Source organism: Parabacteroides sp. AM08-6, assembly GCF_003473295.1.
Taxonomy (GTDB): Bacteria; Bacteroidota; Bacteroidia; order Bacteroidales; family Tannerellaceae; genus Parabacteroides.
In genome coordinates this window covers 54,200-80,759 of sequence record NZ_QRMP01000015.1, presented here as the reverse complement: position 1 = coordinate 80,759, position 26,560 = coordinate 54,200, and the positions used below count along the sequence as shown (strand labels likewise).

Sequence of the window (26,560 nt, the reverse complement as noted above, 5' to 3'; positions counted from 1 at the left end):
TCCCTCTATATCGGTTATATGAATAACCTTACAGGAAATGAAAAATATCGTTTGATTATTTTTGATAGGAACGGAACTCCGGTCAAGTTCTACAAAAACACGATATTTTTTACTGATTATAAAAAGACTGAAGCTGATTTTTGTCAGGGCAATTTTTATTATTATAAAAATGATTTTTATTTTTATGGTGGCATATTCATTGATACAATATATGCCGTTAAAAATGATGATTTAGAACCTCGTTATGCGTTTAAACTAAACAAGACAAGATTCCCTTATGAGAAATGGGAAACGCCTGAACTCCGGCTTGTTGATTATACGACAGTGATGGATTTTAGGGAATATGACCCATATCTTCTTTTTACTTATAGATGTGGAGAATTTGGTAGGGGAGTGGGATTTTATGATAAAGAAAAGAACAAGACTGTGCTGTCTAAGAAAGAAGAGGGTGCTATATTCTTTCGGGATAATAGTTTTCCGCCTTTTTTTATTCATTACATGGATGATAACGGATATGTTATAGCTCATGTGAGTGCATCCGAATGGCTTGATTTTGTAGAGAAATATGGCCAGTCAATAAAAATACCGGAGAAGCTGTCGAATGTTAAATTTGATGATAATCATATTCTGGTGATAGCGCATGTGAGGAAGTAAGATAAATGTCGATTTTTGATGAATGAATACATATTTATATTACTTTTGATGCAAGATATATAATCATGCTCTTTGTTTAATATACACATATATGGAAAACGGAAAAGAAATAGAACTACGGAGCGAAGAGGTCCAGGAGGTAATGGGAGAGGTCCCGGTCTGGATTATACGATGGGGAATTGCAATATTGTTTATTGTAGTTTTGGGCTTGCTTGTAGGAAGTTGTTTCTTTAAGTATCCGGATATGATAGAGGCAGAGATGGTGTTGACCAGCCAAAATCCCGTATCAGCAGTGGTGGCCCGTTCTTCCGGAAAAGTTTGTGGTTTGTATGTCTCAGACGGACAAGTTGTGAAAGAAGGCGTTCCGTTGGCCGTGATTGAAAATGCAGCGGAGACCGAGGATGTCTTTCGTTTGAAGAAATTGTTGGCGCGTTATGCCGGAGAACCCGAGCGTTTGGGGTATTATTTGTCTCAGGATGTTTGGCAGTTGGGAGATATTCAGTCTGCTTATACGAGTTTGGCAGCTAAAGATGTGGCGGCTCAGGATTACAGGGCTTCGGTTGGACAATTGCTGGCGGCTATCCGGCATTGGGAGATGAATTATTGTTTGATGTCGTCAGCTGCAGGGCATGTACAGTTGTTGAAACAAGGATTTCCGAATTTATATTTGTCGTCCGGTGAGGTCTTTTGCCGCATCGTCCCGGAAGAATGTGGAAAGTGGATTGGCCGGGCGCTTCTTCCTATAGCACGTTCCGGAAAAGTGAAAGTCGGCCAGCGGGTGATAGTTCGCTTCTCCAATTTTCCGGACCAAGAATTTGGAATTGTGGAAGGAGTTGTTTCTCTTGTATCTTTGGTTCCGGTAGAAGATAATTATGTCGTAGAAATAACTTTCCCGAAAGGACCGTTGACAAATTATGAAAAAATGCTGCCAGTGTCTCATGAAATGACAGCTTCAGCAGAAATCGTAACAGGAGAATTGCGTTTAATTGAACGTTTTTTCCAACCTTTAAGAAAGATATTGAAAGAGGGATTTTGATTGGTTTGTTTTATTATCTTTGTACCCTGTACGTCCTGTAATGATGTCAATCTATAAATTAATAATCATAATATGAAAAACTATCTTGTATTTTCTATGGCTGCTCTGCTGGTTGGAACGTCTTGTTCCACAAAAAAAGAAGAAGCAAAAGGTTTCACCGGTGCACCGGGGGAAGTGAAATTGATAACTTTGGACCCTGGTCATTTCCATGCCGCATTGGTGCAAAAGGTATCTTATCCGCAAGTTTCTAAAGATGTTTATGTGTACGCACCCACTGGTTTTGATGTGGATGAGCATTTAAAACGAATCAAGGGTTTTAATACTCGTGCAGACAATCCGACAAGCTGGAATGAAGTTGTTTACACAGGTTCGGACTTTCTGGAAAAGATGTTGGCTGAGAAAAAAGGGAATGTGATGGTCCAGGCTGGAAATAACGGCAAGAAGACGGAGTATATCAAAAAAACGTTGGAAGCCGGAATAAATGTTTTATCCGATAAACCGATGGCTATTAACAGTGAGAATTTCAAATTGCTGAAAGAGTGTTTCGATATTGCGAAACAAAAAGAAATCATGTTGTATGACATTATGACGGAACGGAATGAAATAACAACGATGCTCCAACGTGAGCTTTCCACTATGCCGGTTGTTTATGGTGAACAGTTGCCGGGAACTCCTGAAGAACCGGCTATTGTGAAGGAAAGCGTACATCATTTCTTTAAAGTTGTAGACGGAAAACCATTGACTCGTCCGGTTTGGTATTTTGATGTAAACCAGCAAGGAGAAGGGATTGTGGATGTAACGACTCATTTGGTGGACCTTGTACAGTGGGAAGCGTTCCCGGAACAAATTATCGATTATACGAAGGATATTGAATTGTTGGATGCCAATCGTTGGACAACATCTATCAGTCCTGCCGAATTTACACAAGTGACGGGGGCTGAAACTTATCCGGATTTTCTGAAAAAAGATGTTGTGGACGACACCTTGAAAGTCTATTGTAACGGTGACATCATTTATAAAATCAAGGGAGTTTGTGCCAAAGTATCGGTTATTTGGAATTATACCTTTCCTGAAGGTGGCGGTGATACTCATTTTTCCGTAATGAAAGGAAGTAAAGCCGATTTGGTCATTCGCCAGGGAAAAGAACAGAGTTACCAACCAGAGTTGTATGTAGAAGCGGTAAAAGGCGTAGATTTGTCTGCTTATGAAAAAGACTTGTCTGCTTCTATGGATAAAATAGCTTCAGAATATCCGGGTGTTGCGCTGAATAAGATAGACGATGGCGTATGGCAAGTCGTAATTCCATCAAAGTATCGTGTGGGACATGAGGCTCATTTCGGCCAGGTAATGGAGCATTTCCTTGAATATCTGAAAGATGGTGCTCTTCCGGCTTGGGAAGTCCCTAATATGTTGGCAAAATATTATGTAACGACATCGGCATTGGATTTGGCGAAATCGAAAACGAAATAGGTCTTTTACCTTTATTTGTTTCTATAGATTGTCATCTTATAAAAAAATTCCCGAAGTATCTAACTCCGGGAATTTTTCATTTAATTTCCTTTTCTTCCATCATGTCTAACTCGTTTTTGTCGGAGTCTATAAATTTATACTCCAGGAAAGCCAGACTCTGATTGGGAATAACTTTAATACCTATTGAGTATTTCAGTTTCCATTTCCAACTAAGAGGGAATTTTCCACTCTTTATAAATGCTGCAACATAAGGATGTACGTGCAGGGCGAATTTCTTCACATTGTGTTTGTTTACCAAACAGTCGATTTTTCCTTCCAAATTGTCGGTAAACAGGATTGAGGGCTTGATTGTTCCAGTGCCGAAACAAGTCGGACAGGCTTCGGTAGTGTCCACGTCCATAGCCGGGCGAACACGTTGACGGGTGATTTGCATCAGGCCGAATTTGCTTAGGGGCAGGATGTTATGTTTAGCACGGTCGTTAGCCATGGCTTTTGTCATGTGCTCAAATAACTTTTGCCGGTTTGAAGCTTCTGCCATGTCGATAAAATCGACAACAATAATACCACCCATATCACGCAAACGTAATTGGCGAGCGATTTCGTCGGCTGCCGCAATATTGACATCAATAGCTGTCTTTTCCTGAGCGTCACTGCCTTTGGAACGGTTTCCGCTGTTCACGTCGACGACATGCATGGCCTCCGTATGCTCGATGATTAAATAGGCTCCACTTTTGTACGTAACGGTGCGTCCGAATAAAGACTTGATTTGCTTGGTAATTGCAAAATTGTCAAAAATGGGAAGTTCTCCGGTGTACCGTTGAACGATATCTTCCCGTCCGGGTGCAATCAGACTGACATAATCACGAATGTTATGGTAGATGTCAGCATCGTTTACGTAAATGTTCTGAAAAGAAGGATTGAAAATGTCACGTAACAAAGCCACTGCTCTTGCTGTTTCTTCGTAAATGAGTGCAGGAGCTTTTACTTTGGTAATCTTGACAATGTTGTCTTCCCAACGTTTCAGTAATGTCTTTAATTCATGGTCGAGCTCTGCGACACGTTTCCCTTCCGAAGAGGTACGTACAATTACACTGAAGTTCTTCGGTTTGATACTTTGGATGAGTTGGCGTAAACGGGCACGCTCTTCGCTCGATTTGATTTTAGTGGAGACCGAAACCTTGTCGGCAAATGGTATCAGAACAATGTATCTTCCGGCAAACGAAATTTCGGAAGTCAGCCTGGGACCTTTGGTGGAAATCGGCTCTTTTGCAATTTGCACCAGCACTTCTTGTCCGACCTTCAACACGTTACTGATACTTCCGTCTTTTTCAATTTCGGGAAGCAACTGTATTTTGGTGACAGATGGTAACTTTTTGGCGTCGCCTTTCTGTTCACCGAGTGCTTGTTTCAGGAATTTCTGCTGGGTGTTGAAATTGGGACCTAAGTCCAGATAATGAAGAAATGCATCCTTTTTATAACCTACATCAATGAATGCAGCGTTCAACCCCGGCATCAGTTTCTTTACTTTGCCCAGATAAATATCGCCTACGGCGAAAGAAACATTGCGAGCTTCTTTTTGGAGCTCGACAAGGTTCTTATCTTCCAGTACGGCAATAGATACCTCTTTGGGTTGTACATCTACAACTAGTTCACTAATCACTATAAAAAAGGGGTTTTAATATTAGACCTTATAAAATACGCAAAGAACAAACTTAAAAGGTCTCTTATTAAGTTTGTTCTTTAGAGTTCGGGATAGACTTATTTCTTTTTGTGTCTATTCTTCTTTAATCTCTTTTTGCGCTTGTGCGTAGACATTTTATGTCTTTTTCTTTTCTTTCCGCTAGGCATTGTTTTAAAATTTTAAATTAAACTATGATTACTAAATTACTTAACTTCGTTCAGGAAAGTCTTAGCCGGTTTGAATGACGGAATGTTGTGTTCCGGGATGATGATCGTAGTATTTCTTGAAATATTACGAGCAGTCTTTTGGGCTCTCTTCTTAATTACGAAACTTCCAAAACCTCTCAGGTATACATTTTCTCCCTGGGACAGTGAACTTTTTACGATATCCATAAAAGATTCTACGCTATTCAATACCGTTTGTTTGTCAATACCGGTACTTTTTGAAATTTCGCTAACAATATCTGCTTTAGTCATGTCTTTGAATTAATTAAATAATTGATTTGGACCTATTAATTTTTTGGAATGCAAATATATAGCTTTTTATTTAAGTGGGAAAAGAATTGAATGCCTATTTTTAAGAAAAATGTTTCTTCACAATTCACCGGAACTATGTATGTTTGCATAAATCAATTAATTACAGGTTTTGAAAGAAAAGAAAATGAACTATATATTGAATGATGAAAACATCTTGGTAATCAGCGGGTTGTTGCTTGATTGGTATGGGGAAAACAGGCGTATTTTACCTTGGAGAGAGTCTTCGGATCCGTATATTATCTGGGTTTCGGAAATTATACTTCAGCAAACGCGTGTGGCGCAAGGACAGGATTATTTTCTACGTTTTACAGAACGTTTTCCGGATGTGGCTTCATTGGCAGCCGCGGAAGAAGATGAAATACTAAAGTATTGGCAAGGGCTTGGTTACTATAGTCGGGCACGTAATCTTCACGCGGCAGCAAAAGATGTGATGACGCGTTTCGGAGGGATATTCCCGTCCGGATATAAAGATATATTGTCTTTGAAGGGAATAGGAGAGTACACTGCTGCTGCTATTGCCTCTTTTGTTTGGAATAAGCCTTATCCGGTAGTAGATGGAAATGTGTTTCGCGTATTGTCGCGTCTTTTTGCTCTCAATACTCCTATTGATACGCCTAAGGGGAAAAAGCAGTTCACTGAATTAGCAGGTCTGGTGATGAACCCACAGTATGCTGGTCAGCACAATCAAGCAATCATGGAATTTGGAGCTTTGCAATGTGTTCCTCAAAATCCGGATTGTGAAATATGTCCGTTGAAAGAATATTGTATGGCGTATAATGCGAGAACAGTTCGGCAATATCCGGTCAAACAGAATAAAACGAAACCCCGTAACCGCTATTTCCATTATCTATATATTATATATGAAGGTAATACATGGTTGTCCCGTCGTGGTCCCGGTGATATTTGGGAAGGTTTGTATGAATTTCCGCTTATTGAGACAGATAGTCCGGTTGATTTTGCCGGTTTGCAACAGAACGAAGCTTTCCGAAAGCTGTTTGAAGGTGCAGGAAGGATAAATTTTTCGGTCGGATTGGCTGGGGTAAAACATGTCTTATCTCATCAAATTCTCTATGCTACTTTTTATAACGTAGAGATAGAGCACGAAACTGAAGGCTTGAAATCTTTTCATTCCGTACAGTGCGGAGAGTTGGAAAAATATGCTGTTCCACGTCTGATACATATTTATTTGGAGAAATTGGAAGGAAACTTGTCAGAATGACTGAATTTATGTTTCTTTGTAAAATAAATAAAGATTTACAACTATGTCATTGAATAAAGTCATATTGATTGGTAACGTAGGGAAAGACCCGGACGTTCGTTATTTCGACAGCGGTGCTGCTGTTGCTAATTTCCCTCTTGCTACTTCCGAAAGAGGATATACCTTGTCTAACGGAACTGTTGTTCCCGATCGTACAGAATGGCACAGCATTGTAGCACGTCGTGACTTGGTCCCTTTTGTTGAAAAATGGGTGAAGAAAGGCTCCGGTTTATATGTGGAAGGGAAAATACGTACCCGTAACTATGACGACCAATCCGGCGTGAAACGTTATATTACTGAAATATATGCAGATCGTATCGAATTCTATAGTACAGGAGCCGGTAATCGCGAAAATACGGCCAATACAGGTACGACGAATCAGCAAAGCGGCCAGCAGCCAATGGGTCAGCCGGTCACAAACTATCAACAACCGGTTGCCGGACAGTCGGATTCTTTTACTGAAACCAGTAGCGCGGACGATCTCCCGTTCTGATATTGTTTAACTAATACGGTTCCCCTTGGACTCAGACTATTATTTATCGGGCTTATTCGATCAAGTTACTTTGCAGGCGCTTACAGCAGGCCCTGTAATAGCGTTAGGCCTTGCTTTTCTTTTGCTGTTGGTTTCCGGCTTTGTTTCAGCTTCCGAAGTCGCATTTTTCTCGTTAACCCCGGCCGATATTAATGATATCCGGGAAGAAAAGACCCCTTCCGACCCTTTGATTCAAAAATTGCTGGAGCGTTCCGAATATTTGCTGGCTTCTATTTTGATAGCTAATAATTTTGTAAATGTAGCTATCGTTATGCTTTGTACTTTCGGCATTAATTCTATTATCAATTTCTCGGCAGCACCGATGTTAGGTTTTATTCTGGAAACAATTATCTTGACGTTCCTGCTGTTGCTTTTTGGTGAGATAATGCCTAAGATTTATGCTCAGAAGAATTCATTACGCTTTGTACGTCGTTCCGCTCCGGTTTTGAATGTGGTGGAGCGTATCTGCCGTCCGTTGTCAAAAGTGTTGGTTACGTCTACCAAGGTAATTAATAAAGCCTTGGTTAAGAAGAAATATGATTTGTCAGTCGATGAACTCTCTAAAGCATTGGAGTTAACCTCAACGGAGATGCCGGAGGAGAAGGAAATGCTTTCCGAAATCATTAAATTTTATAATAAGACGGCAGACGAAATTATGACGCCTCGTCTGGATATGGAGGATATAGATATCCGGACAAATTTTCGCGAGGTCATAGATTTTATTATTAACTCCGGCTATTCCCGTATTCCGGTTTATGTGGATTCAGAGGATAATATCAAAGGTATCTTATATATCAAAGACCTGCTTCCATATATTGAAAAACCAGATACTTTTCGTTGGCAAAGTCTGATTCGTCCGGCATATTTTGTGCCGGAAACGAAAAAAATTGATGATTTACTGGAAGAGTTCCGTACTAATAAAATCCACATGGCGATTGTCGTTGATGAATTTGGAGGTACTTCCGGTATAGTGACGATGGAAGATATTTTGGAAGAAATTGTGGGTGAGATTTCCGATGAATATGATGAAGACGAGAAACAGTTTATCCGTCTGGCTGATGGGAGTTTTATTTTTGAAGCCAAGATATTGCTTACCGACTTTTTCCGTGTTGTAGATGTAGAACCGGCTGAGTTTGGGAAATTGACCGAGGAGGTTGAAACTTTGGCCGGTCTTTTATTGGAAATAAAGGGTGATTTTCCTCGTCGTCGCGAGATAATAGATTATAAAGGCTATCGTTTCCAAGTACTGGAAATGGATAATCGCCGTATCCTGAAAGTTAAATTCAACCGTATTGCAGAAACGGAAAACAAGAAGGAAGAATAATGCGTACTACTGCCGGAATATTATTTTTACTACTGGCTTTGTGCGTTGCTTGTACGGAATATACACCGAAGCCACGTGGGTATTTTCGTGTAGAGCCGGAAACTCCTCATTATCAGTTGTTCTCTCCGGGTAATCTGCCTTGTTCCTTTAATGTTTCGCAGTTAGTAACTGTTGAGTTGCCCGACAAAGAGCAACCTGTCGGGTGGGTGAATCTTTTTTATCCTACTTTGAATGTGAAAATTTATTGTAGTTATTTGCCTGTAACTCCAGCTACATTAAAAAAAGCAGAAGATGAATGCCGCATGTTTGTTTCCCGGCAAACCAAACAGGTTGAAGCGGTCAGAGAGCAAGCCTATAGCAATCCGGACGAGCGAGTTTATGGTTCACTTTTCTTTTTGGATGATGAGTCTGCTTCTCCCATACAGTTTCTGTTGACAGATAGTGCTGCCCATTTTTTTCGTGGAGCATTATATTATGATTGTATCCCGAATGCAGATTCATTGGCCCCTGTCACTCAATATTTAAAGCAAGATATTATAGAGTTAATCCAATCTTTTAGCTGGAAAGAGTAATGCCATTATTAATTAAATATACAGTTCCCAGGTTGGGGGTTTGGAAGATTGAAGAATCTTCGGATGAACTGTTTGCTCTTTTGGAGTGTGGGGAGGAATATCTTCCGGAACTTGAAAATCTCCGGTCTGAAAATCGTCGGCAGGAATGGCTGGCAAGCCGTAAGCTTTTTCAAGAAATGTTCGGCGGCTTTTCCCGAATATCCTATAGACTTTCCGGAGCTCCTTATTTGCCGGGTCAATCTTTGCATATTAGTATTTCCCATACGAAAGGATATGCTGCGGTTCTATTGCAGGAACATCCTGTAGCCGGTGTCGACATTGAATATCGCTCTAATCGAGTTTTGAAGGTTCGCAGTCGCTTTATGAGTCCGGAAGAGGAAGCCTGTCTTGATAAGGAACATGAAGCGGAGCATCTATTGTTGCACTGGTGTGCAAAAGAAACTTTGTTTAAAATGATAGGGCAGGAAGAAGTCGACTTTTGCCGGCATCTACATGTCTGCCCGTTTCAATATGCAGAGAGCGGAAGTTTTACTGTCAATGAAACACGTTCGGAACATCCGCAGCAATACCATCTCTATTTTCGGGTTTTTCCGGAGTTTGTGTTAACCTGGAGTCAGTGATAGTTTATCTTTGCCAGATTTCCCAAGCGGCAAATGCTTGCAAAAGCAACATCTCAAGCCCGTTTTTTACAACAGCTCCTTTTTCTTTTCCTTTCTTCATGAAAAGTGTTTCATCCGGATTATACAGAAGATCATATAGCAAATGATTGGGAGTCAGCAGGTCGTAAGGAATATTGGGACATTCGTTGACATTCGGAAACATTCCAAGTGGGGTTGTATTGATGATAACGGTATATTGCTCCATAGTCTTAGGAGTAATCTCTTCGTACGTGATACAAAATTCTTTTGGTTTGCGAGAAACTAAAGTAGAGCCTACACCTAATTGCTTTAGTCCCTGGAATACAGCCTTCGAAGCTCCCCCTGTCCCTAAAATCAATGCTTTGCGGTGTGTTTCTTTTAATAAAGGTTCAATAGACTGCTTGAAGCCGATAATATCGGAATTGTATCCTTTCAGTTTGAGTTTGCCGAAAAGACCTTTAGTGAATTTAATGACGTTTACGGCACCGATTAGACGGGCATCTTCGTCTAGCTCATCCAAATAAGAAATGACTTGTTCTTTATAGGGTATGGTGACATTCAGTCCCTTTAATTCCGGATTTTCTCTTAATACGGTTTTTATTTCCTTGATATTGGGAATCTCAAAGTTCAAATATTTTGCATCAATTTTCTCAGCTTCAAATTTCTGATTGAAATATGTTTTTGAAAAAGAATGTCCGAGTGGATATCCTATTAACCCATATTTTTGCATGGCCTTATAGTTTTATTTATTCTTTAGTTGCTGTGTATAATGAACAAATTCCGAAGGTAAAGGTATGTGAACATGCCTCGCTAAAACCCTGGCGAGTGAGTAATTCAGTCATCACCTTTCCTTGAGGAACGACTTTTATAGATGCCGGCAGATAACTATATGCTGTTTTCTCTTTTGAAAAGAGTCGCCCGATGTTCGGAATAACCATTTTTGAATAGATATGATACAATTGTTTCATCGGAAAATGTTCCGGGGTGGAAAGTTCCAGTATCATCAGATGTCCTCCTGGCTTAAGTACCCGGAACATTTCAGCTATGCCTTTTTCAATATCTTCAAAATTCCGGACTCCGAAAGCTGCAGTAATTGCATCAAACGAATTATCTGCATATGTCAATTCGGTGCAGTCCTGATATTCGAATGATATATGTTCCGATAAACCAGCCTTAGCCACTTTTTGTCGTCCTACCTCCATCATTCCTTCCGAAATATCGGCACCGACGATATGATTGGCTTTCAGTATGCGGTACATCGAGATAGCCAAATCTCCGGTACCGGTAGCAATATCCAGAATCGAACGGGGAGAGAAAGGCTGCAGGAAAGCAATGCCTTTCCTGCGCCATCTTTTATCGATTCCAAGCGAGAGCGTATGGTTCAGTTGGTCGTATGTGCTAGCGATGTTATCAAACATGCGCTTTACCTGTGCTCCTTTTTGCTCCTCGTTATTGTATGGAAGTATTTGCTCCGAACCGTACTTCATCGCTGATTATTTGTTGTTCAGATAATCAGTTACGTTCTTTTCGATACGTGATAATAAGTTGTCGGTATCACCTTTTACAAAGGTTTCGCCGGTGATATGTTCGAACAGTTCAATGTAACGGTTGCTGATACCTTCCACGATTTCCGGAGTCATTTCCGGAACTTTCTGCCCGGCTTTTCCTTGGAAGCCGTTTGCCATCAGCCATTCGCGAACGAATTCTTTGGAAAGCTGTTTCTGCGGTTCTCCTTTTTCAAAGCGGTCTTCATAACCTTCTTTGTAGAAATAGCGGGATGAGTCAGGGGTATGGATTTCGTCCATCAAATAGATTTTTCCATCGTGCTTACCGAATTCATATTTAGTATCCACCAAGATTAATCCGCGTTTTTCGGCGATTTCAGTACCACGTTTGAACAATTCCATTGTGTATTTTTCCAACAAAGCGTATTCTTCGGGAGTAGCTAAGCCTTGAGCCAGAATTTCTTCTTTAGAAATATCTTGGTCGTGTTCGCCGATTTCTGCTTTTGTAGTCGGTGTGACAATAGGTTCGGGGAAACGCTGATTTTCCCGCATGCCTTCGGGCAATTTGATGCCGCATATTTCACGAACGCCACTTTTGTAGGCACGCCATGCGCTTCCACAAAGATAACCGCGTACAATCATTTCCACGGGGAAACCTTCGCAACGTATGCCCACAGTTACCATAGGATCGGGTGATGCCAATTTCCAGTTCGGACAAATGTCGGTAGTCGCATCCAGGAATTTGGCTGCAATCTGGTTTAACATCTGTCCTTTGTAGGGAATACCTTCTGGCAGGACTACATCGAATGCAGAGATGCGATCGGTTGCAACCATTATCAAAACATCATCATTGATGCTATAAACGTCGCGGACTTTACCGTGATAGACACTTTTTTGCCCTGGAAAATTGAAGTCTGTTCTAACTAATGCCTTCTTCATAACCTTGTTATTTTTTGATTGTTTTCTAAAGATTCCTGTTTCTTTTTATTATCGAACTTGTCGTAGGCCTCTACGATGCGTTGTACCAATTTGTGGCGCACTATATCTTTTTTGTCAAATTCCACTTTACCGATACCTTTTACACCTTTTAATATGTGCATGGCCTGTACAAGGCCGGATGTAGCAGAAGGCGGAAGGTCTATTTGGGTGACGTCGCCGGTGATAATCATTTTTGCATTCATTCCCAGACGCGTCAGGAACATTTTGATTTGGTGGGTCGTTGTGTTCTGTGCCTCGTCCAGAATAATAACAGCATCATTCAGCGTACGGCCACGCATGAAAGCGAGAGGAGCAATCTGTATGACATTGTTTTCCATATATTCTTTGAGCTTAGCTCCGGGAATCATATCCTGCAAAGCATCATACAATGGTTGCAAATACGGGTCAAGTTTATCCTTCATCTCTCCCGGTAGGAAACCGAGTTTTTCACCGGCTTCAACTGCCGGACGGCTCAGGATGATTTTGCGTATTTCTTTATTTTTCAGTGCTTTTACGGCTAATGCTATGGCTACGAATGTTTTACCCGTTCCTGCCGGACCTGTTGCGAAAACAAGGTCGTTTTCATCAAAAGCTTTTACCAGTCGTTGTTGATTTTCCGTGCGAGCAACAATCGGCTTACCGTTCATCCCGTGTATTATCAGGTTTTCCTGTTTTACAACGGCAGGTGCCTTTCCTTTTATGATGTCGAGGATAACGTCTTCGCTCAACGAGTTAAACTCTTCGCAGTATTTTTCCACTTCGCGAATTTTCTTGAGAAAGAGCTCGGATTCGTCTTCGTCTCCAATTACTTTCATCACATTTCCACGTGCTACAATGCGTAATTTAGGGAACAATGTCTTGATAAGTTGCATATTGACATTGTTTACGCCGTAGAATATCACAGGATCTACGCTCTCAAGAATATAAATTCGTTCAATCATTCAATTTGTTTTAGTTTGGAGCTGCCGGACAAAACCCATCTGTCCATATTCAGGCAGACAAAATTAGTAATATTCTTCATGCGTAAGTATATTGTAGGGATTTTTATTTTATGGTGAGAGTGATTATTTAAACATTTACATATTTGAAAGTTTAAATGTGTATTATTCTTTTTCACGGATAAGAGTTTTTGAAATAAGATTTTTTGTTACTTTTGTCTGCCAAAAGGTAAAATAATGAAAAAAACAACACTTAGTATTCTGCTATTGCTTCTCACCCTTACAGTAGCAGCCTCATTTGCATCTTGTGGTAAGAAAGAAAAACGTGGAGAACTAAAACGCATTTGGTATAACGGAAGTTATAACCGTGACTTCAATGATTTGAACGATACTCACTTAGCCGAGGCCCAACGTATTGGTATCAAACCGGCCGCTACCCGTGAAGATGCTGAGAAATCTAAAAAGCAAATGGAGGAAATCAAGACAAACGAATATTATGAGGTTGAGGAATTGAAGCATTCTATTCCTTATCTGATACCGACAGCAGCCGAACTTCTTGAGGATATCGGTCGAAATTTTCAGGATTCGCTTCGCAATTTGAATGCTTCCCTCTATAAGATTAAAGTGACCAGTGTTACCCGTACAGTAGATGATGTCAAGAATCTGAAAAAAAGGAATACAAACTCTTCGCAAAATTCCGCCCATCGTTACGGTACTACTTTTGATGTATCCTGGGTTCGCTATACTAAAATAGATGAGGCTGACACCTTAAATATTGACAATGAGCGTTTGAAAATGGTACTAGCTTCTGTCCTTCGTGATTTGCATAGGGAGAAACGTTGCTATATCAAGCATGAACGGAAACAAGGATGTTTTCATATTACAGTCCGCAAAAACAGTTAGTTTTAAAACAATAAAAAAGAGCATCCTGACACTCAGGATGCTCTTTTTTTATCGTATGGCACCGGGATTAATTCTGTTCTTTTAAAATAACATCGTGTGCACCACCTTCTACAATACTGGTAGAGGAAACCAAAGTGATTTTAGAATTCTTTTGCAAGTCAGGAATGGTGATGGCCCCGCAACTACACATGGTTGCAACCATCTTTCCTATCGTTACATTGAGGTTGTCTTTCATCTTGCCGGCATACGGAACATAGCTGTCTACGCCTTCTTCAAATTTCAACGACTCGTTTCCACCCATATCGTAACGTTGCCAGTTTTTAGCGCGGTTGGAACCTTCTCCCCAATATTCTTTGACGAAATTATTACCAATCTTCATCTTTTTCGTCGGAGACTCATCGAAACGGGCAAAGTAGCGTCCCATCATCAGGAAGTCTGCACCCATAGCTAAGGCAAGAACCATGTGGTAATCGTGTACCAATCCACCGTCACTGCAAATGGGAACATAAACACCGTGTTTTTTGAAATATTCGTCACGAGCTTGTGCTACATCAATCAATGCAGTAGCTTGTCCTCGTCCGATACCTTTTTGTTCACGGGTAATACAGATTGAACCGCCTCCGATACCTACTTTGATAAAGTCGGCTCCTGCTTCAACCAAATAGTTGAAACCGTCCTGGTCTACTACGTTTCCGGCACCGACCAGTACTTTGTTTCCGTATTCTTTTTTTATCCATTGCAATGTTTCCTGCTGCCATTCCGAATAACCATCCGAAGAGTCAATGCATAAAACGTCGACACCAGCTTCTACCAAGGCCGGAACTCGTTCTTTGTAATCGCGGGTATTGATACCGGCACCGACTAATAGTTTTTTGTCTCCGCCCGATAATTCTTTGGGGTTATCACGGTGGCTGTCATAGTCTTTACGGAATACGAAATATTGCAATTTCTGCTCTTTATCAATAATAGGCAAAGTGTTCAGTTTGTGATCCCAGATAATCTGGTTCGCTTCACTTAATGTCATTCCCAGTTCTCCTACAATTAACTTAGAGAATGGGGTCATAAATTCTTTTACCTTCTTCTCCGGCGCATCTTTTTCAGCCCGGTAATCGCGACTGGTGACCAGACCGAGCAATTTACCGTTAGGCGTACCATCGTCCGTTACTCCAATTGTAGAATGTTCTGTTTTCTGGACCAAAGCAATCACGTCAGCTAATGTATTCTCCGGGGTAAGATTGGAATCGCTGATAACAAAACCAGCTTTGAATTTTTTTACTCTTCTTACCATTTCTGCTTGACTGGCGATAGCTTGTGAACCGAAGATAAATGATAATCCTCCGTTGCGAGCCAACTCAATCGCCAATTCCGGACCGGATACGGATTGCATTATGGCTGAAACAAAAGGAATATTCAGCTCGATTGCAGATTTTTCGCCAGCTTTATGCTTGACAAGAGGGGTTTTTAATGACACATTGGTCGGCACACATTGCTTGGTGGTTAAACCGGGAATAAGTAAGTATTCACCAAAGGTTCTTGATACATCGTTTAAGTAAATTGCCATATGAATTATATTTACTGGATGAATTTATTGGGGTACAAAGATACTCAAATCTCTTGTATTTATAGTAAGGTATCGCCTATATTTTTTATACAAAACTTTTCTATTGTCAAATATGTTATATAGACAGAATTAATTAAAGGAGGAATTTATATGAAAATGGTATTAGATAAGGCCAACTCTCGGGGATATGCAAATCATGGCTGGCTGAAGACTTATCATACATTTAGTTTTGCTAATTATTATAACCCTAAAAGGGTACATTTTGGTATGCTTCGTGTGTTGAATGACGATACTGTAGCACCAAGCGAAGGCTTCGATACGCATCCACATAAAAACATGGAAGTAATATCCATACCATTGAGAGGTTATCTGCGTCATGGCGACAGTATACAGAATAGCGAAGTGATTACTCCGGGAGACATTCAGGTTATGAGTGCCGGAACCGGTATTTTACATAGTGAGTTCAATGATAGTCCCGAACAACAGCTGGAATTTCTTCAAATATGGGTATTCCCGCGTGAGGAAAATACGAAACCTCATTATAGAAGTTATGATATCCGTTCTACCCAGAAGAAAAACGAGTTAGGATTGATACTTTCGCCAAATGGTGATGCTCCTGCTTCAATTAACCAGGATGCCTGGTTTTCAATGGGAACATTAGATGCCGGAATTGTGAAGGAATATAAGTTGCATAGTAAAGAAAATGGTGTTTACCTCTTTGTTATAGAAGGGGAAGTCGAAATAAACAATACCGTTCTTTCCAAACGTGACGGTGCAGGATTTTGGGAAACCGACAGTCTGACGATTGAAGTACTGAAAAACTCAACAGTCCTTTTGATGGAAGTTCCGATGCATTGATTACAAAAGTCTGGCCATATTCCATAGAAAGAAAAGACAAAGATGAATGAAATATTCTCTTTGTAATAAACTTAACAGGAATATTGCTGCCTTAATAATCCTTATCGGTCAAATACTGAATCATCCGGACGATTGCACGGCTGCATGCCGGACAAAACGGAGCGTAATCACGCATCATACAATGGTCCATGGGGCGGTAAATGCCTTTCGAGATATAACCGCCTCCTTCGAATACGCCGATTTTTTCCTTGTGTGCATCGTCCGGTTGTGTAGGAATGGGGGTCCCGGCTGGTAACAGGTCTTTCCATTTGCTGTCGAAATCTACTAAAGTTGTGATGTTCGGCTCCCATGGTTCATACTTCAAGTTGTAGAAGTCCTGATAAGCTACTTCGGACGAAAAGTATTCATCAGCTAAACCTGCGAAACTATGCCCGAACTCGTGGGTAAATACAACTGGAGTCCGCGGGTTATCAGCTGTTCCGCATGCGTAGAAATTGTACATGCCTCCTCCACCGTAAGTATCAGTATTAATAAGCAGGAAGATGGCATCGCAAGGTACATTCCAAACTGCATCGCGGATGGATTTCATATCTTGTGTGGTTAAATAACGATCTACACCGAATGTATAATAGCCGGTGTTCAGAGCCGTATTTTTGAAAATGCCTTTCCCCGAAATATCTGTGCCTGATTCTTCGGATGCCAGTTCTACAGCCCATACATTAAAATCATTGCGATGGTCTGTATAAGGCGGCGTGGCGAACAAAGCCTCTGTAAAACGTTTGGCATCGGCTACAAATTTTTCCTGTTCGGTAGCAGTATACCCTTCGGCTATAAATACCAAATCGACTTTTTCTGAAGAGTTTCCGTTGTTTTGTATTTGAAAAACTGTATTGCTCTTTAGTTTTCCCCTGTCAATAAAAATACTTGCCGGGTCCACATCTGTTGTCAGTAAAGGATGAAATTGCATATCCGCTTTGTCACGTGCCGTAATTTCCAGTACAATTTTCGATTTCGGGAAAGGAATGGATGTACTGTTTGTCCACGATTGTGTCTCGGTCTTAGCCGGTTCAGTACTGCGCCATTCTTCAAATAAGGTATTGAAACCACGTGAATAGATGAGTTTGTTACTGGCCTTGTCGTAAACGTTCACATAATATCCGCCGTAATTGAATTTATCTATCAAGTTCTTTACAGGGCCACCCCAGACCGGTTCTTCCCGTAATTGCTGAATGGCTGCCGATTGGGAAGCTGCATTACCGCTTAATGCGAAATCCACGCGTAGACTTTTCTTTTCAAAGTATTTGTCAAATTCATTTTGCGCAAAAAGGGAACAACAATAAAAGAACGTGATTAAAAGGAGTGAAATTTTTGTTTTCATATTAGCATGCGTTATTATGTGTTGTTAATACTCGCAAATATAAGGTTTTTTATAGAATTATCTCCGGATAGAACAAGTTATATGAAACAAGCAGTCGACAGTCTCCAAATTTTTTAAGGGACTAAAACAGAATATATCAAATAGACTGTCAACTGCAATGTTGTCTTATGTGATTAGTATTCAAATGATTAATGATGACTCAGATAACCGGATACGCCTTCGTGTGTTGCTTTCATCGCATCTTTTCCTTTTGACCAGTTAGCCGGGCAAACTTCACCGAATTCTTCAAAATGTTGTAAAGCATCTACTACGCGGATAGCTTCTTCCACGTTTCGTCCCAGTGGTAAGTCATTGATGACATAATGGCGGATTTTTCCCTCTTTATCTATCAGGAACAGGCCGCGATAAGCAACAGGTACACCGGTTGAAACCACTTCTCCTTCTTCGTTTGTCAGATAGTCGGCAGCCAAAACACCGTAGTTCTCAGCGATTGTTTTGGAAAAGTCCGCAACAATCGGATATTTTACGCCTTGGATACCTCCTTTATTTTTGTCTTGGCTCAACCAGGCGAAATGCGAGTATTCGGAGTCGACAGAACAGCCGACAACAGCCACGTCGCGTTTTTCAAATTCACTTAATTTGTCTTGGAAGGCATGAAGTTCAGTCGGGCACACGAATGTGAAGTCCATCGGATAGAAAAAGAATACTACATACTTTTTACCTAAATACTGTTCCAAAGAGAAATCCTCTATAATCTGATTCCCATTGATTACAGCCGGTGCATGAAATTCCGGCGCTTTTTTACCTATTAATGTTTTCATAAATATATTGTGTTTTTATTGTAGAGATAACAACGTTTATGGCTTGATTGTTTCTACAGATATTTTTATTGCCGGTTTCTTATTGAGAGAATATATCCGGAAACAAATGATTTATTCATAATAGAGGACAGGATATAGGTATATTGACAATGTATAGGGGAAGACAAGTAGCAAATGAAGAAATGTGTATGTCGGTTATGTAAGGATAAAAAAAAGAGGTGCCATAACACCTCTTTTTTTATCTCTGTGTTTTTATCTTTTACCCAATCTGTGATCCAGAATACCAACGTGACATTCGCCGTAGTTTTTCAGTTGCTCAACGATTTCCTTGGCAGTAGATTCTTCTTCTACCTGTTCACGTACGAACCAGAAAAGGAAGTCCCTTGATGCATGATCTTTATCAGCTTCTGCAATATCAACCATTTTGTCGATAAGTTCGGAAACGTAACATTCGTGTTTGTAAACATGCTCGAATACTTCGAGGACGCTACCCCATGCGGTCGGTACTACATTTATCTGACCGATTGTAACATCGCCGCCCCGGTCTATGGCGAAATCTATCATTTTGTGGGCATGTTCCAACTCTTCTTCTGCTTGTTTACGCATCCAGTGAGCAAAACCATTCAGACCCAGTTTCTGGAAATGGACAGACATGGATAAATAGAGGTTTGACGACCACATTTCGGCATTCACCTGTGCATTAAATGCTTCTGATAATTTTTTGCTTAAAATCATAATGATGTACCCTTTCTTTTAGATTTAATTATACAATACAATATTTATGGAGGCAAAGATACTCATTAGATAAATAAAATGGTTTGTTTTATTCGGATTTTATTTCCGATAAAACAAACCATTTACCAATCTTTTATGAGGTGTGAAAAGATTATTTGATTTCTATAATCTTTTCAGCCTTTTTGACGGATTCTTCACTCATCTTAGGGATGATGATGTTAAGCACCCCATGTTCTACTTTTGCCTCTATTTTATCTTTTTCTGCATTTTCGGGAAGAACCATTGTTTGCTGGAACTTGCTATAAGAGAATTCACGTCTCAGATAACGTCCCTCTTTTTTGTCTTCCTTTTTCTCTTCTTTTTTCTCCATCGATACAACCAGATTATCGTTTTCATCGATACGGATGTTGAAATCATCCTTTGTCATACCCGGAGCAGCTACTTCAACACGATAATCTTTTTCAGATTCAATTACGTTTATGGCTGGAGCTGTAGAGTTTGCTTTAATCATCCAGTCATTGTCAAATAAATCATTGAATACATACGGTAACCAATTTTGACTTCTTCTCATCGGTGTCATAATACAGTCCTCCAATTTTATTAGTTAAACATTTATTATTTAATTCTTTATCGACTTCTTCTTTTTATCCGAAATCATCTATCATACTCCAAAAGACATGCCAGAATGGAATGTTTCGCGTTAATATGGATAAACGATTATAAACGGATTTGAAAAATCTTTTCTAAACTTTGATTTTCGGTTTCGTTTTCTATTGTTAATATATTATTGTGCTGAATATTTGACAGTTAACTGTTTGTTCGGAGGCAAATGTGACAGAAAAATGTACATTTTGGCATTTGTATGTTTAATTAATCGTACCTTTATGGCATTTCACTTAATCGATAGAAGAATGAAAAGAAAAGTAGAGCTATTTTTCGGTCGTTTGTTGGCGGCCATGAAGCAGAATCCGGTAGAGGTCATCCTCGCTTTGCTGTTTTGTGTTTTGGGTGGTGTTGCTTATGAGGTGGAGATGCCGAGGTTGAACATCGTATTATCCTATTTTCCTGCCTTCTTTCTGATTTCTTATATTTTGAATGGGTTGACTCAAGGAAAAAAGAAGGAACGTTTAATCTATATTCTATCTATTTTTTCCTGTCTCTTGTTTTTGGGGAAAGGAGAGGGTGTCTGGTCATCTTTTTGGTTGGTGACAATCATAGTCGTACAATTGCTTTATTTGATTAGTTGGTGGAAGTCGGATAATAAGCTGTTTATAAAGAGGTTTTTAGGGTATCTGCGGGCTGTTTTCTCAGCGGTTTTGTTGGCGGGTATAGCTTGGTTGTTATCTATTTCTATCTTTTATTCTATTCAGTATATTTTTGAGATATGGAAACGTGAGGATGGCCGGTTTTTGGCGTATTCCGCGAGTATTGCTTTTATCGGTATGTTGCCTTTGCTGTTTCTGATGTTTAATCAGAAAAGGGAAGAGGAGGGAGACGACAAATTGTTTAATGTTTTGCTTAATTATGTTCTTTCGCCGGCTTTATTGGTTTATGCAGTTATTTTGTATCTTTATATTATTAAAATTGTCGTTTTGTGGTCATTGCCGAAAGGGGCGGTGGCGTACATTGTTGTAAGTTTTGTTGCCGCTATATTTATGTTGAAAGGATGCCAGTCTTTCCTTCTCAGACGGTATTATGATTGGTTTTATCGGTATGCCAGTTGGGTGGTTATGCCGGCTTTGGTGATGTATTGGATTGGTGCGTTTTATAGAATCAATCAGTATGGATTTACAATTGCGCGGGTTTATCTGGTGGTGACAGGGATTATCTTGACAGGAATCACGTTTCTATTTTTAACCCGTCGTTTCGGGCGATACCTGTATGCGGCACTGCTGGCTGTTGTTCTGCTGGTTTCCGTCACGTATATTCCTGGTATTAAAGCTCAGGATATAGAACGCATATCTCAGACGAAGAGGGGTAATTATCCGATTAAGACTGAGGTTAAGACGCATTATAATCCTTCGATAACTATTCAGGGTGATAAACCTTTTGATATCAGCGATTATCAGACTATTCAACGTGTTTTGGGATATAGGGATTCCACCGGAATGAATGCAATGATTGTTAGGGATACATTTTATTTGTATAATGAAAATCGGAATGTTATATTAAAAGAGAATGCGAATGAATTGTTTGCTAGGCAACTTGAAAAAGTCGGATTGAAATTGACAGATTCTATACCGGTTGCTGTTTATCCGGAGCTCCTTCGATTGGATATGGATTCTGCATTGCTGGTATTTGATGAAATATCCATTCGCAAATATCTTACAGATTCGGTCTATAGGGTTTCCAATATGGGACGAGGTTACTATTTGAAGAAAAAGAAGTAATCTCCTCTTATTGAAAACAAAAAAGGTAGAGTGCTTCAGATGAAAAGCACCCTACCTTTTTTTATTTTCATACCGAGCAAATATACTTTTAATATATATTGAAACGAAAAAAGATAATTGTTGAATTCAATAAACACAATTGTCTTTTTTTTCTTTCAACAATTGTCGTAAGTATATTTGCTCGGTATGAAAATAGGAAGAGGAAAGGATATTAAATGATAAACCAAGTATCCTTTTGTCTCTAAGCATACTATGCTTCCTATTGATTCAACATCTGGTAAAGTTTGTCTAATTTCGGAGCCATGATGATTTCCGTACGTCTGTTTTTCGCTCTGCCGTCTACTGTCTCGTTGTCGGCAACCGGCATAAATTCACCGCGGCCGCAAGGTTGTATTTGTAAAGGATTGACGCCATAGTCTTTCGTAAGGATACGGACAACGGAGGTGGCGCGGATGACACTTAAATCCCAGTTGTCTTTAAATTGAACCGTGTTGATAGGTTTGCTATCCGTATGACCTTCTATATATACATCTATATCCGTTTGTTTATTCAGCACTTCGGCCAGTTTAGCCAATGCTTCTTTTCCTCGCTTGTCTACACGGGCGCTGCCGGATTCGAACAGGAGTTTGTCTGACATGGCAACATACACTTTCCCGTCTTTTTCGCGGACCGTCAGTTCGTCGCTGCTAAAGCCCAAAAGTGCGTCTTTTACGCTATTGAGCAGGCTTTGTACCCGTTCGGTTTGGGCGTTAATCATATCCTGAAGTTCATTGATGGTCCGTTCGCGTTCGTCCAGTTCCTTCATTTTCTGGCTAAGCAGTGTGTTCAATTTTTCTTGCTCGCTCATATTCGTATTCAACATACTCTGATAATTGCGGATACTTTGTCCCATACGGGTTGTATCACGTTCGAGAGATGCACGCAGATTGGTCAGCTGGTCATTGTTGTCGCGGCAATTTACCAGTTGATTTTGCAAATCATCCCCACGGGCAATTGCTTCGAGTCGTCCGTTTTCAGCCAACAAATACTTTTTCTTCGTCACACAAGATGTACAAACAAGCAGTGCGGAAGCTGCTACCAATAGAACCTTTTTCATCTGATAAATATTTTTAGCGAATGTACTATTTATTACATTATACTTTTATATGGTTTAAAATATTTGTGAACAATTAAACTATAATTAAGGTTGTATCCTCTGTATCTTCGTGTTTGAATGTTCTCTCAGGATGATGGCCCTTGAGCTGGTTGTAGTAGAAAATGTGAATATTATCGTATATTTGTTCCCTCCATAAAAGACAATGAGCAGATGGGAAAAGTATTGATTATCGATGATGAGAAGCAGATTTTGGGATTATTATCCCGTATCGTCAGCTTGGAAGGATATGACGTGTTTCAGGCTGCGACATGTAAGGCCGGATTAAAACAGTTGGAACAACAAAGCCCGGAAGTTATTCTCTGTGATGTTTTTCTCCCGGATGGAAGCGGGGTGGAGCTGGTGAAGGAGTTGAAAAAGATACGCCCTCTCTCTGAAGTTATTCTGTTGACGGCTCATGGTAATATCTCCGATGGAGTACAAGCTATCAAGAACGGGGCATTCAACTATATAACCAAAGGTAACGATAACAATAAAATCCTTCCTTTAATTGCTCAAGCGATGGAAAAATCTGTTGCTGCTTATAAACAAGAAAAGTTAGTATCTTCGGCTGTCGGCAAACAATACTCTTTTGGTACGATAGTAGGCAAATCACCTGCTATTCAACAAGCTGTGGATTTGGCGAAGAAAGTGGCTGTGACGGATGTTCCGGTATTATTGACCGGTGAAACAGGAACAGGCAAGGAGGTCTTTGCCCAATCTATTCACCAGCGCAGTTCCCGCGGTGATAAGGCATTTGTTGCAATCAACTGTTCTTCTTTTAGCCGTGATTTGTTGGAAAGTGAAATGTTCGGTCACAAAGCCGGGGCTTTTACCGGTGCGATGAAGGAGACCAAAGGATTATTTGAAGAAGCCGACAACGGTACTATTTTCCTTGACGAAATAGGTGAAATGGCTTTTGATTTGCAGGCCAAGTTACTCCGTATTCTCGAGACGGGAGAGTTTCTGAAAATTGGTGATACAAAGCCTATTAAAGTAAATGTACGCGTCATTGCTGCAACCAACCGGGACTTGACGAAAGAAATCGGTGAAGGACATTTCCGTGAAGACCTTTTTTATCGTCTTTCTGTTTTTCAGATTCATCTGCCTCCTTTACGTGAACGGGTAGACGATATCCCTTTGTATATTGAAACTTTTGTAAGCTCTTTGTCTGTAAAAATGGGTAAAACAATTGATGGAATTGCTCCGGAATATATCCGGATTTTAAAACAATATCCTTGGAAAGGGAATGTGCGCGAACTTCGCAATGTAGTGGAACGGAGTTTGATTATTGTAGATGGAACCGTACTTACTCCTGACTCTCTACCTCCTTATATGCAAAATTCAGCAACAAATTCGGACGTTACTTATTCCGGCTTCGACCTCAGCGGAGTTGAAAAAATGCACATCCTGAAAGTACTGAAATATACGAACGGTAATAAAACCGAGACTTCCCGCTTGCTTGGTATCGGATTGACTACTCTTTACCGGAAGATAGAAGAGTACGGACTTACTGCTTCCGATTTGTTATAAAATAATCCTTTTTTTTCATTTTGAAAGACTAACCTTTCCATTTTGGAAGGGTTGGTCTTTCTTTTTTTATGTTTATTTGGATTGTTAATGTGCTGAAAGTTAGGGTTTGATGTCGAAAGTTTGTTTTTCGGCACATCTTTGGTATAACCGAAACTGTATTAACATAAAAAAATGACGTATGAATGAATTGTTATCTTTTGGATTGATGTGCATGGTCGGTTTGGCCTGCTACTGGTTTTTCTTTAAATGTGTAGATTGGTTTGAAAAAATTTAAGAAAGGAGAAGACGTATGTTTACAGCACTTTTTATACTCTGTCTCGTAATCTTCGGGTATTTGATGTATGTATTGATTAAACCCGAAAAGTTTTAAACAAATAAGTTAAGGAGAAAAGATGAATACAGAATTGCTAGGTAGTATTGCGCAGATTGTACTAATGGTCGTATTGGCTTATCCACTAGGGAAGTACATTGCGAAAGTTTATAAAGGGGAGAAAACTTGCTTGGATTTTATGGCTCCTCTTGAAAGATGGATTTTTAAAATTTGTGGTATCGACCCGAATCTGGAGATGAATTGGAAGAGCTTTTTGAAAGCACTTCTAACGATTAATTTATTCTGGTTTTTCTGGGGAATGATATTGCTCTATACGCAGCAGTATTTACCGTTGAACCCGGATGGCAACGCCGGACAATCGTCCCATTTATCGTTTAATACTTGTATCAGTTTCATGGTGAACTGTAACTTGCAACATTATAGCGGTGAAAGTGGCCTGACTTATTTCACTCAGTTGTTTGTCATCATGTTATTCCAGTTTATTACTGCAGCAACCGGTATGGCTGCCTTGGCTGGTATTTTCAAAGCAATGGCGGCGAAGACGACTCAGACAATCGGAAATTTCTGGAGCTTGTTGATGAAAAGTTGTACCCGTATTTTGTTGCCCTTATCATTGATTGTCGGTTTTATTTTGATTATAGAAGGAACTCCGATGGGATTCGATGGGAAAATGCAACTAGTAACGCTCGAAGGTAATGAACAATCGGTTTCTCAGGGGCCGGCTGCAGCTATTATCCCTATCAAACAGTTGGGTACTAACGGTGGTGGTTATTTTGGCGTCAACTCCTCACATCCACTCGAAAATCCGACTTATTTGACCAATATGGTAGAATGTTGGTCTATTCTTATTCTTCCGATGGCGATGGTATTTGCCTTGGGGTTCTATTTGAAACGTAAGAAACTGGCCTATTCGATTTTTGGTGTGATGTTGTTTGCTTATTTGCTAAGTGTGGGCATTAATACCTATTATGAGATGAACGGAAATCCGAAGATTGAGGCGATGGGTATCGACCAGGTTAACGGAGCAATGGAGGGGAAAGAAACCCGTCTCGGTCCGGCAGCTACGGCGCTCTGGAGCTGTACTACAACCGTTACATCTAATGGCTCTGTCAACGGTATGCATGATAGTACTATGCCGCTCAGCGGAATGATGGAAATGCTGAATATGCAGATAAACACGTGGTTCGGTGGTGTGGGTGTCGGTTTTATGAACTATTACGCTTTTCTGATTATTGCTGTATTTATCAGTGGCTTGATGGTAGGACGCACGCCTGAATTTCTGGGTAAAAAAGTAGAGTCACGCGAGATGAAAATAGCAACGATTGTTGCCTTGGCTCACCCGTTCGTTATTTTGTTGGGAACAGCCGTAGCTTGCTATTTTTATGTTTATCATCCCGGATTTGTTGAAAATGAAGGTGGATGGCTGAATAATCCAAGCTTCCATGGCTTAAGCGAGATGCTTTATGAATATACTTCGGCATCGGCCAATAATGGCTCTGGTTTTGAAGGCTTGGGAGATAATACTTATTTCTGGAATTTTACAACCGGTTTAGCTTTGATTATTAGCCGTTATCTTCCGATTGTCGGGCAGGTAGCTATAGCTGGCCTGCTGGCCCGGAAAAAGTATGTACCGGAAAGTGCGGGGACTCTGAAGACGGATACAGCTACCTTTGCCGTGATGACATTTTCTGTAATTTTTATAGTGGCTGCATTGTCTTTCTTCCCTGCATTAACATTAGGGCCGATTGCAGAGTATTTTAGTATCTACTGATTAATTGTAATTAGAATATTGTAAG

Annotated in this window: 26 protein-coding genes; 14 read left to right on the top strand and 12 right to left on the bottom strand. The window is 40.2% G+C overall.

Going from position 1 to position 26,560, the window contains the following annotated elements; translation table 11 throughout:
• The 3 genes from DW103_RS11090 to DW103_RS11080 form a co-directional block, all read left to right on the top strand.
• On the top strand, positions 1–654 hold a 654-nt coding region (locus tag DW103_RS11090; RefSeq protein WP_233545670.1), incomplete at its 5' end, for a 6-bladed beta-propeller.
• A 91-nt stretch (positions 655–745) separates the two neighbouring features.
• The gene (locus DW103_RS11085) at positions 746–1,690 is read left to right on the top strand and encodes an HlyD family efflux transporter periplasmic adaptor subunit (RefSeq protein ID WP_122276093.1); all 945 of its coding nucleotides are present in this window, start codon (positions 746–748) and stop codon (positions 1,688–1,690) included.
• A 72-nt stretch (positions 1,691–1,762) separates the two neighbouring features.
• Positions 1,763–3,160, top strand: a complete 1,398-nt coding sequence (locus DW103_RS11080; RefSeq protein ID WP_122276091.1) for a putative oxidoreductase C-terminal domain-containing protein — start codon at positions 1,763–1,765, stop codon at positions 3,158–3,160.
• A gap of 76 nt (positions 3,161–3,236) precedes the next feature.
• On the opposite strand, the gene DW103_RS11075 is transcribed toward DW103_RS11080, so the two are convergent.
• Together DW103_RS11075 and DW103_RS11070 are read right to left on the bottom strand one after the other, a co-directional pair.
• Complete coding sequence (locus DW103_RS11075) at positions 3,237–4,820, bottom strand: Rne/Rng family ribonuclease (protein ID WP_122276089.1); 1,584 nt, start codon at positions 4,818–4,820, stop codon at positions 3,237–3,239.
• A 224-nt stretch (positions 4,821–5,044) separates the two neighbouring features.
• On the bottom strand, positions 5,045–5,317 hold the full coding sequence (locus DW103_RS11070) for an HU family DNA-binding protein (protein ID WP_122276086.1): 273 nt from the start codon (positions 5,315–5,317) through the stop codon (positions 5,045–5,047).
• A gap of 184 nt (positions 5,318–5,501) precedes the next feature.
• Here DW103_RS11070 and mutY point away from each other — a divergent pair, with 184 nt between their 5' ends.
• Genes mutY through DW103_RS11045 form a run of 5 tightly spaced genes read left to right on the top strand, consistent with a single transcriptional unit; the run spans position 5,502 to position 9,683 of the window.
• Complete coding sequence (mutY, locus tag DW103_RS11065) at positions 5,502–6,596, top strand: A/G-specific adenine glycosylase (protein ID WP_122276103.1); 1,095 nt, start codon at positions 5,502–5,504, stop codon at positions 6,594–6,596.
• Positions 6,597–6,639: 43 nt separating this feature from the next.
• On the top strand, positions 6,640–7,128 hold the full coding sequence (locus tag DW103_RS11060; RefSeq protein WP_122276084.1) for a single-stranded DNA-binding protein: 489 nt from the start codon (positions 6,640–6,642) through the stop codon (positions 7,126–7,128).
• A gap of 25 nt (positions 7,129–7,153) precedes the next feature.
• A complete protein-coding gene (gene gldE, locus DW103_RS11055; RefSeq protein WP_122276082.1) occupies positions 7,154–8,491 on the top strand; it encodes a gliding motility-associated protein GldE in 1,338 nt (445 codons plus the stop codon).
• A complete protein-coding gene (locus DW103_RS11050) occupies positions 8,491–9,063 on the top strand; it encodes a gliding motility protein GldD (RefSeq protein ID WP_122276080.1) in 573 nt (190 codons plus the stop codon). The genes gldE and DW103_RS11050 overlap by 1 nt, the downstream gene beginning before the upstream one ends.
• Entirely contained in the window at positions 9,063–9,683 is a 621-nt protein-coding gene (locus DW103_RS11045) for a 4'-phosphopantetheinyl transferase superfamily protein (RefSeq protein ID WP_122276078.1), read from the top strand. The genes DW103_RS11050 and DW103_RS11045 overlap by 1 nt, the downstream gene beginning before the upstream one ends.
• A gap of 4 nt (positions 9,684–9,687) precedes the next feature.
• On the opposite strand, the gene DW103_RS11040 is transcribed toward DW103_RS11045, so the two are convergent.
• Genes DW103_RS11040 through DW103_RS11025 form a run of 4 tightly spaced genes read right to left on the bottom strand, consistent with a single transcriptional unit; the run spans position 9,688 to position 13,125 of the window.
• A complete protein-coding gene (locus DW103_RS11040) occupies positions 9,688–10,431 on the bottom strand; it encodes a shikimate dehydrogenase (RefSeq protein WP_122276076.1) in 744 nt (247 codons plus the stop codon).
• A 16-nt stretch (positions 10,432–10,447) separates the two neighbouring features.
• Positions 10,448–11,188 (bottom strand): bifunctional demethylmenaquinone methyltransferase/2-methoxy-6-polyprenyl-1,4-benzoquinol methylase UbiE, encoded by a 741-nt coding sequence (gene ubiE, locus DW103_RS11035; RefSeq protein WP_122276074.1) that lies wholly within the window; start codon positions 11,186–11,188, stop codon positions 10,448–10,450.
• A gap of 6 nt (positions 11,189–11,194) precedes the next feature.
• Positions 11,195–12,145, bottom strand: coding sequence for a phosphoribosylaminoimidazolesuccinocarboxamide synthase (locus DW103_RS11030; RefSeq protein WP_122276072.1), 951 nt, complete (start codon positions 12,143–12,145; stop codon positions 11,195–11,197).
• Positions 12,142–13,125 (bottom strand): PhoH family protein, encoded by a 984-nt coding sequence (locus DW103_RS11025; protein WP_122276070.1) that lies wholly within the window; start codon positions 13,123–13,125, stop codon positions 12,142–12,144. Before DW103_RS11025 ends, DW103_RS11030 begins: the two co-directional genes overlap by 4 nt.
• 234 nt (positions 13,126–13,359) lie before the next feature.
• Between DW103_RS11025 and DW103_RS11020 the strand changes: the two genes are divergently transcribed.
• Complete coding sequence (locus DW103_RS11020; RefSeq protein ID WP_122276068.1) at positions 13,360–14,025, top strand: DUF5715 family protein; 666 nt, start codon at positions 13,360–13,362, stop codon at positions 14,023–14,025.
• A gap of 67 nt (positions 14,026–14,092) precedes the next feature.
• Here the strand turns inward: DW103_RS11020 and DW103_RS11015 are convergent, their stop codons facing one another.
• Entirely contained in the window at positions 14,093–15,586 is a 1,494-nt protein-coding gene (locus DW103_RS11015) for an IMP dehydrogenase (protein WP_122276066.1), read from the bottom strand.
• Between the two features lie 150 nt (positions 15,587–15,736).
• Between DW103_RS11015 and DW103_RS11010 the strand changes: the two genes are divergently transcribed.
• On the top strand, positions 15,737–16,444 hold the full coding sequence (locus tag DW103_RS11010; protein ID WP_122276064.1) for a pirin family protein: 708 nt from the start codon (positions 15,737–15,739) through the stop codon (positions 16,442–16,444).
• A gap of 91 nt (positions 16,445–16,535) precedes the next feature.
• On the opposite strand, the gene DW103_RS11005 is transcribed toward DW103_RS11010, so the two are convergent.
• The 4 genes from DW103_RS11005 to DW103_RS10990 all read right to left on the bottom strand — a co-directional run bounded on the left by DW103_RS11005 (position 16,536) and on the right by DW103_RS10990 (position 19,958).
• Positions 16,536–17,822, bottom strand: coding sequence for a M64 family metallopeptidase (locus DW103_RS11005; RefSeq protein WP_122276062.1), 1,287 nt, complete (start codon positions 17,820–17,822; stop codon positions 16,536–16,538).
• A gap of 188 nt (positions 17,823–18,010) precedes the next feature.
• Positions 18,011–18,643: a peroxiredoxin gene (locus DW103_RS11000; RefSeq protein ID WP_122276060.1), complete on the bottom strand. Its 633-nt coding sequence runs from the start codon at positions 18,641–18,643 to the stop codon at positions 18,011–18,013.
• Between the two features lie 252 nt (positions 18,644–18,895).
• A complete protein-coding gene (locus DW103_RS10995; protein WP_122276058.1) occupies positions 18,896–19,378 on the bottom strand; it encodes a ferritin in 483 nt (160 codons plus the stop codon).
• Positions 19,379–19,529: 151 nt separating this feature from the next.
• Positions 19,530–19,958: an Hsp20/alpha crystallin family protein gene (locus DW103_RS10990; RefSeq protein WP_122276056.1), complete on the bottom strand. Its 429-nt coding sequence runs from the start codon at positions 19,956–19,958 to the stop codon at positions 19,530–19,532.
• Positions 19,959–20,289: 331 nt separating this feature from the next.
• Here DW103_RS10990 and DW103_RS10985 point away from each other — a divergent pair, with 331 nt between their 5' ends.
• Entirely contained in the window at positions 20,290–21,768 is a 1,479-nt protein-coding gene (locus tag DW103_RS10985; RefSeq protein WP_122276054.1) for a DUF4153 domain-containing protein, read from the top strand.
• 259 nt (positions 21,769–22,027) lie between these two features.
• Here the strand turns inward: DW103_RS10985 and DW103_RS10980 are convergent, their stop codons facing one another.
• Positions 22,028–22,864, bottom strand: a complete 837-nt coding sequence (locus DW103_RS10980; RefSeq protein WP_122276052.1) for an OmpA family protein — start codon at positions 22,862–22,864, stop codon at positions 22,028–22,030.
• Between the two features lie 210 nt (positions 22,865–23,074).
• On the opposite strand from DW103_RS10980, the gene DW103_RS10975 reads away from it, so the two are divergent.
• The 3 genes from DW103_RS10975 (at position 23,075) to kdpA (ending at position 26,535) form a co-directional block, all read left to right on the top strand.
• Complete coding sequence (locus tag DW103_RS10975) at positions 23,075–24,433, top strand: sigma-54 dependent transcriptional regulator (RefSeq protein ID WP_122276050.1); 1,359 nt, start codon at positions 23,075–23,077, stop codon at positions 24,431–24,433.
• Between the two features lie 289 nt (positions 24,434–24,722).
• On the top strand, positions 24,723–24,803 hold the full coding sequence (locus tag DW103_RS18630; protein WP_122276048.1) for a potassium-transporting ATPase subunit F: 81 nt from the start codon (positions 24,723–24,725) through the stop codon (positions 24,801–24,803).
• Between the two features lie 22 nt (positions 24,804–24,825).
• On the top strand, positions 24,826–26,535 hold the full coding sequence (gene kdpA / locus DW103_RS10965) for a potassium-transporting ATPase subunit KdpA (RefSeq protein ID WP_122276046.1): 1,710 nt from the start codon (positions 24,826–24,828) through the stop codon (positions 26,533–26,535).
• Positions 26,536–26,560: the final 25 nt, after the last annotated feature.

Excerpts from the sequence above, each read along its gene's own strand:
- DW103_RS11000 (WP_122276060.1), bottom strand. The coding sequence starts at position 18,643 with ATGAAAACATTAATAGGTAAAAAAGCGCCGGAATTTCATGCACCGGCT.
- DW103_RS10985 (WP_122276054.1), top strand. The coding sequence starts at position 20,290 with ATGAAAAGAAAAGTAGAGCTATTTTTCGGTCGTTTGTTGGCGGCCATG.
- mutY (WP_122276103.1), top strand. The coding sequence starts at position 5,502 with ATGAACTATATATTGAATGATGAAAACATCTTGGTAATCAGCGGGTTG.
- DW103_RS10980 (WP_122276052.1), bottom strand. The coding sequence starts at position 22,864 with ATGAAAAAGGTTCTATTGGTAGCAGCTTCCGCACTGCTTGTTTGTACA.
- ubiE (WP_122276074.1), bottom strand. The coding sequence starts at position 11,188 with ATGAAGTACGGTTCGGAGCAAATACTTCCATACAATAACGAGGAGCAA.
- DW103_RS11040 (WP_122276076.1), bottom strand. The coding sequence starts at position 10,431 with ATGCAAAAATATGGGTTAATAGGATATCCACTCGGACATTCTTTTTCA.
- DW103_RS10975 (WP_122276050.1), top strand. The coding sequence starts at position 23,075 with ATGGGAAAAGTATTGATTATCGATGATGAGAAGCAGATTTTGGGATTA.
- DW103_RS11005 (WP_122276062.1), bottom strand. The coding sequence starts at position 17,822 with ATGAAAACAAAAATTTCACTCCTTTTAATCACGTTCTTTTATTGTTGT.
- DW103_RS11085 (WP_122276093.1), top strand. The coding sequence starts at position 746 with ATGGAAAACGGAAAAGAAATAGAACTACGGAGCGAAGAGGTCCAGGAG.
- DW103_RS11030 (WP_122276072.1), bottom strand. The coding sequence starts at position 12,145 with ATGAAGAAGGCATTAGTTAGAACAGACTTCAATTTTCCAGGGCAAAAA.
- DW103_RS11080 (WP_122276091.1), top strand. The coding sequence starts at position 1,763 with ATGAAAAACTATCTTGTATTTTCTATGGCTGCTCTGCTGGTTGGAACG.
- DW103_RS11025 (WP_122276070.1), bottom strand. The coding sequence starts at position 13,125 with ATGATTGAACGAATTTATATTCTTGAGAGCGTAGATCCTGTGATATTC.
- DW103_RS18630 (WP_122276048.1), top strand. The coding sequence starts at position 24,723 with ATGTTTACAGCACTTTTTATACTCTGTCTCGTAATCTTCGGGTATTTG.
- DW103_RS11070 (WP_122276086.1), bottom strand. The coding sequence starts at position 5,317 with ATGACTAAAGCAGATATTGTTAGCGAAATTTCAAAAAGTACCGGTATT.
- DW103_RS11060 (WP_122276084.1), top strand. The coding sequence starts at position 6,640 with ATGTCATTGAATAAAGTCATATTGATTGGTAACGTAGGGAAAGACCCG.
- DW103_RS11045 (WP_122276078.1), top strand. The coding sequence starts at position 9,063 with ATGCCATTATTAATTAAATATACAGTTCCCAGGTTGGGGGTTTGGAAG.
- DW103_RS11010 (WP_122276064.1), top strand. The coding sequence starts at position 15,737 with ATGAAAATGGTATTAGATAAGGCCAACTCTCGGGGATATGCAAATCAT.
- DW103_RS10990 (WP_122276056.1), bottom strand. The coding sequence starts at position 19,958 with ATGACACCGATGAGAAGAAGTCAAAATTGGTTACCGTATGTATTCAAT.
- DW103_RS11020 (WP_122276068.1), top strand. The coding sequence starts at position 13,360 with ATGAAAAAAACAACACTTAGTATTCTGCTATTGCTTCTCACCCTTACA.
- DW103_RS10995 (WP_122276058.1), bottom strand. The coding sequence starts at position 19,378 with ATGATTTTAAGCAAAAAATTATCAGAAGCATTTAATGCACAGGTGAAT.
- DW103_RS11015 (WP_122276066.1), bottom strand. The coding sequence starts at position 15,586 with ATGGCAATTTACTTAAACGATGTATCAAGAACCTTTGGTGAATACTTA.
- kdpA (WP_122276046.1), top strand. The coding sequence starts at position 24,826 with ATGAATACAGAATTGCTAGGTAGTATTGCGCAGATTGTACTAATGGTC.
- DW103_RS11050 (WP_122276080.1), top strand. The coding sequence starts at position 8,491 with ATGCGTACTACTGCCGGAATATTATTTTTACTACTGGCTTTGTGCGTT.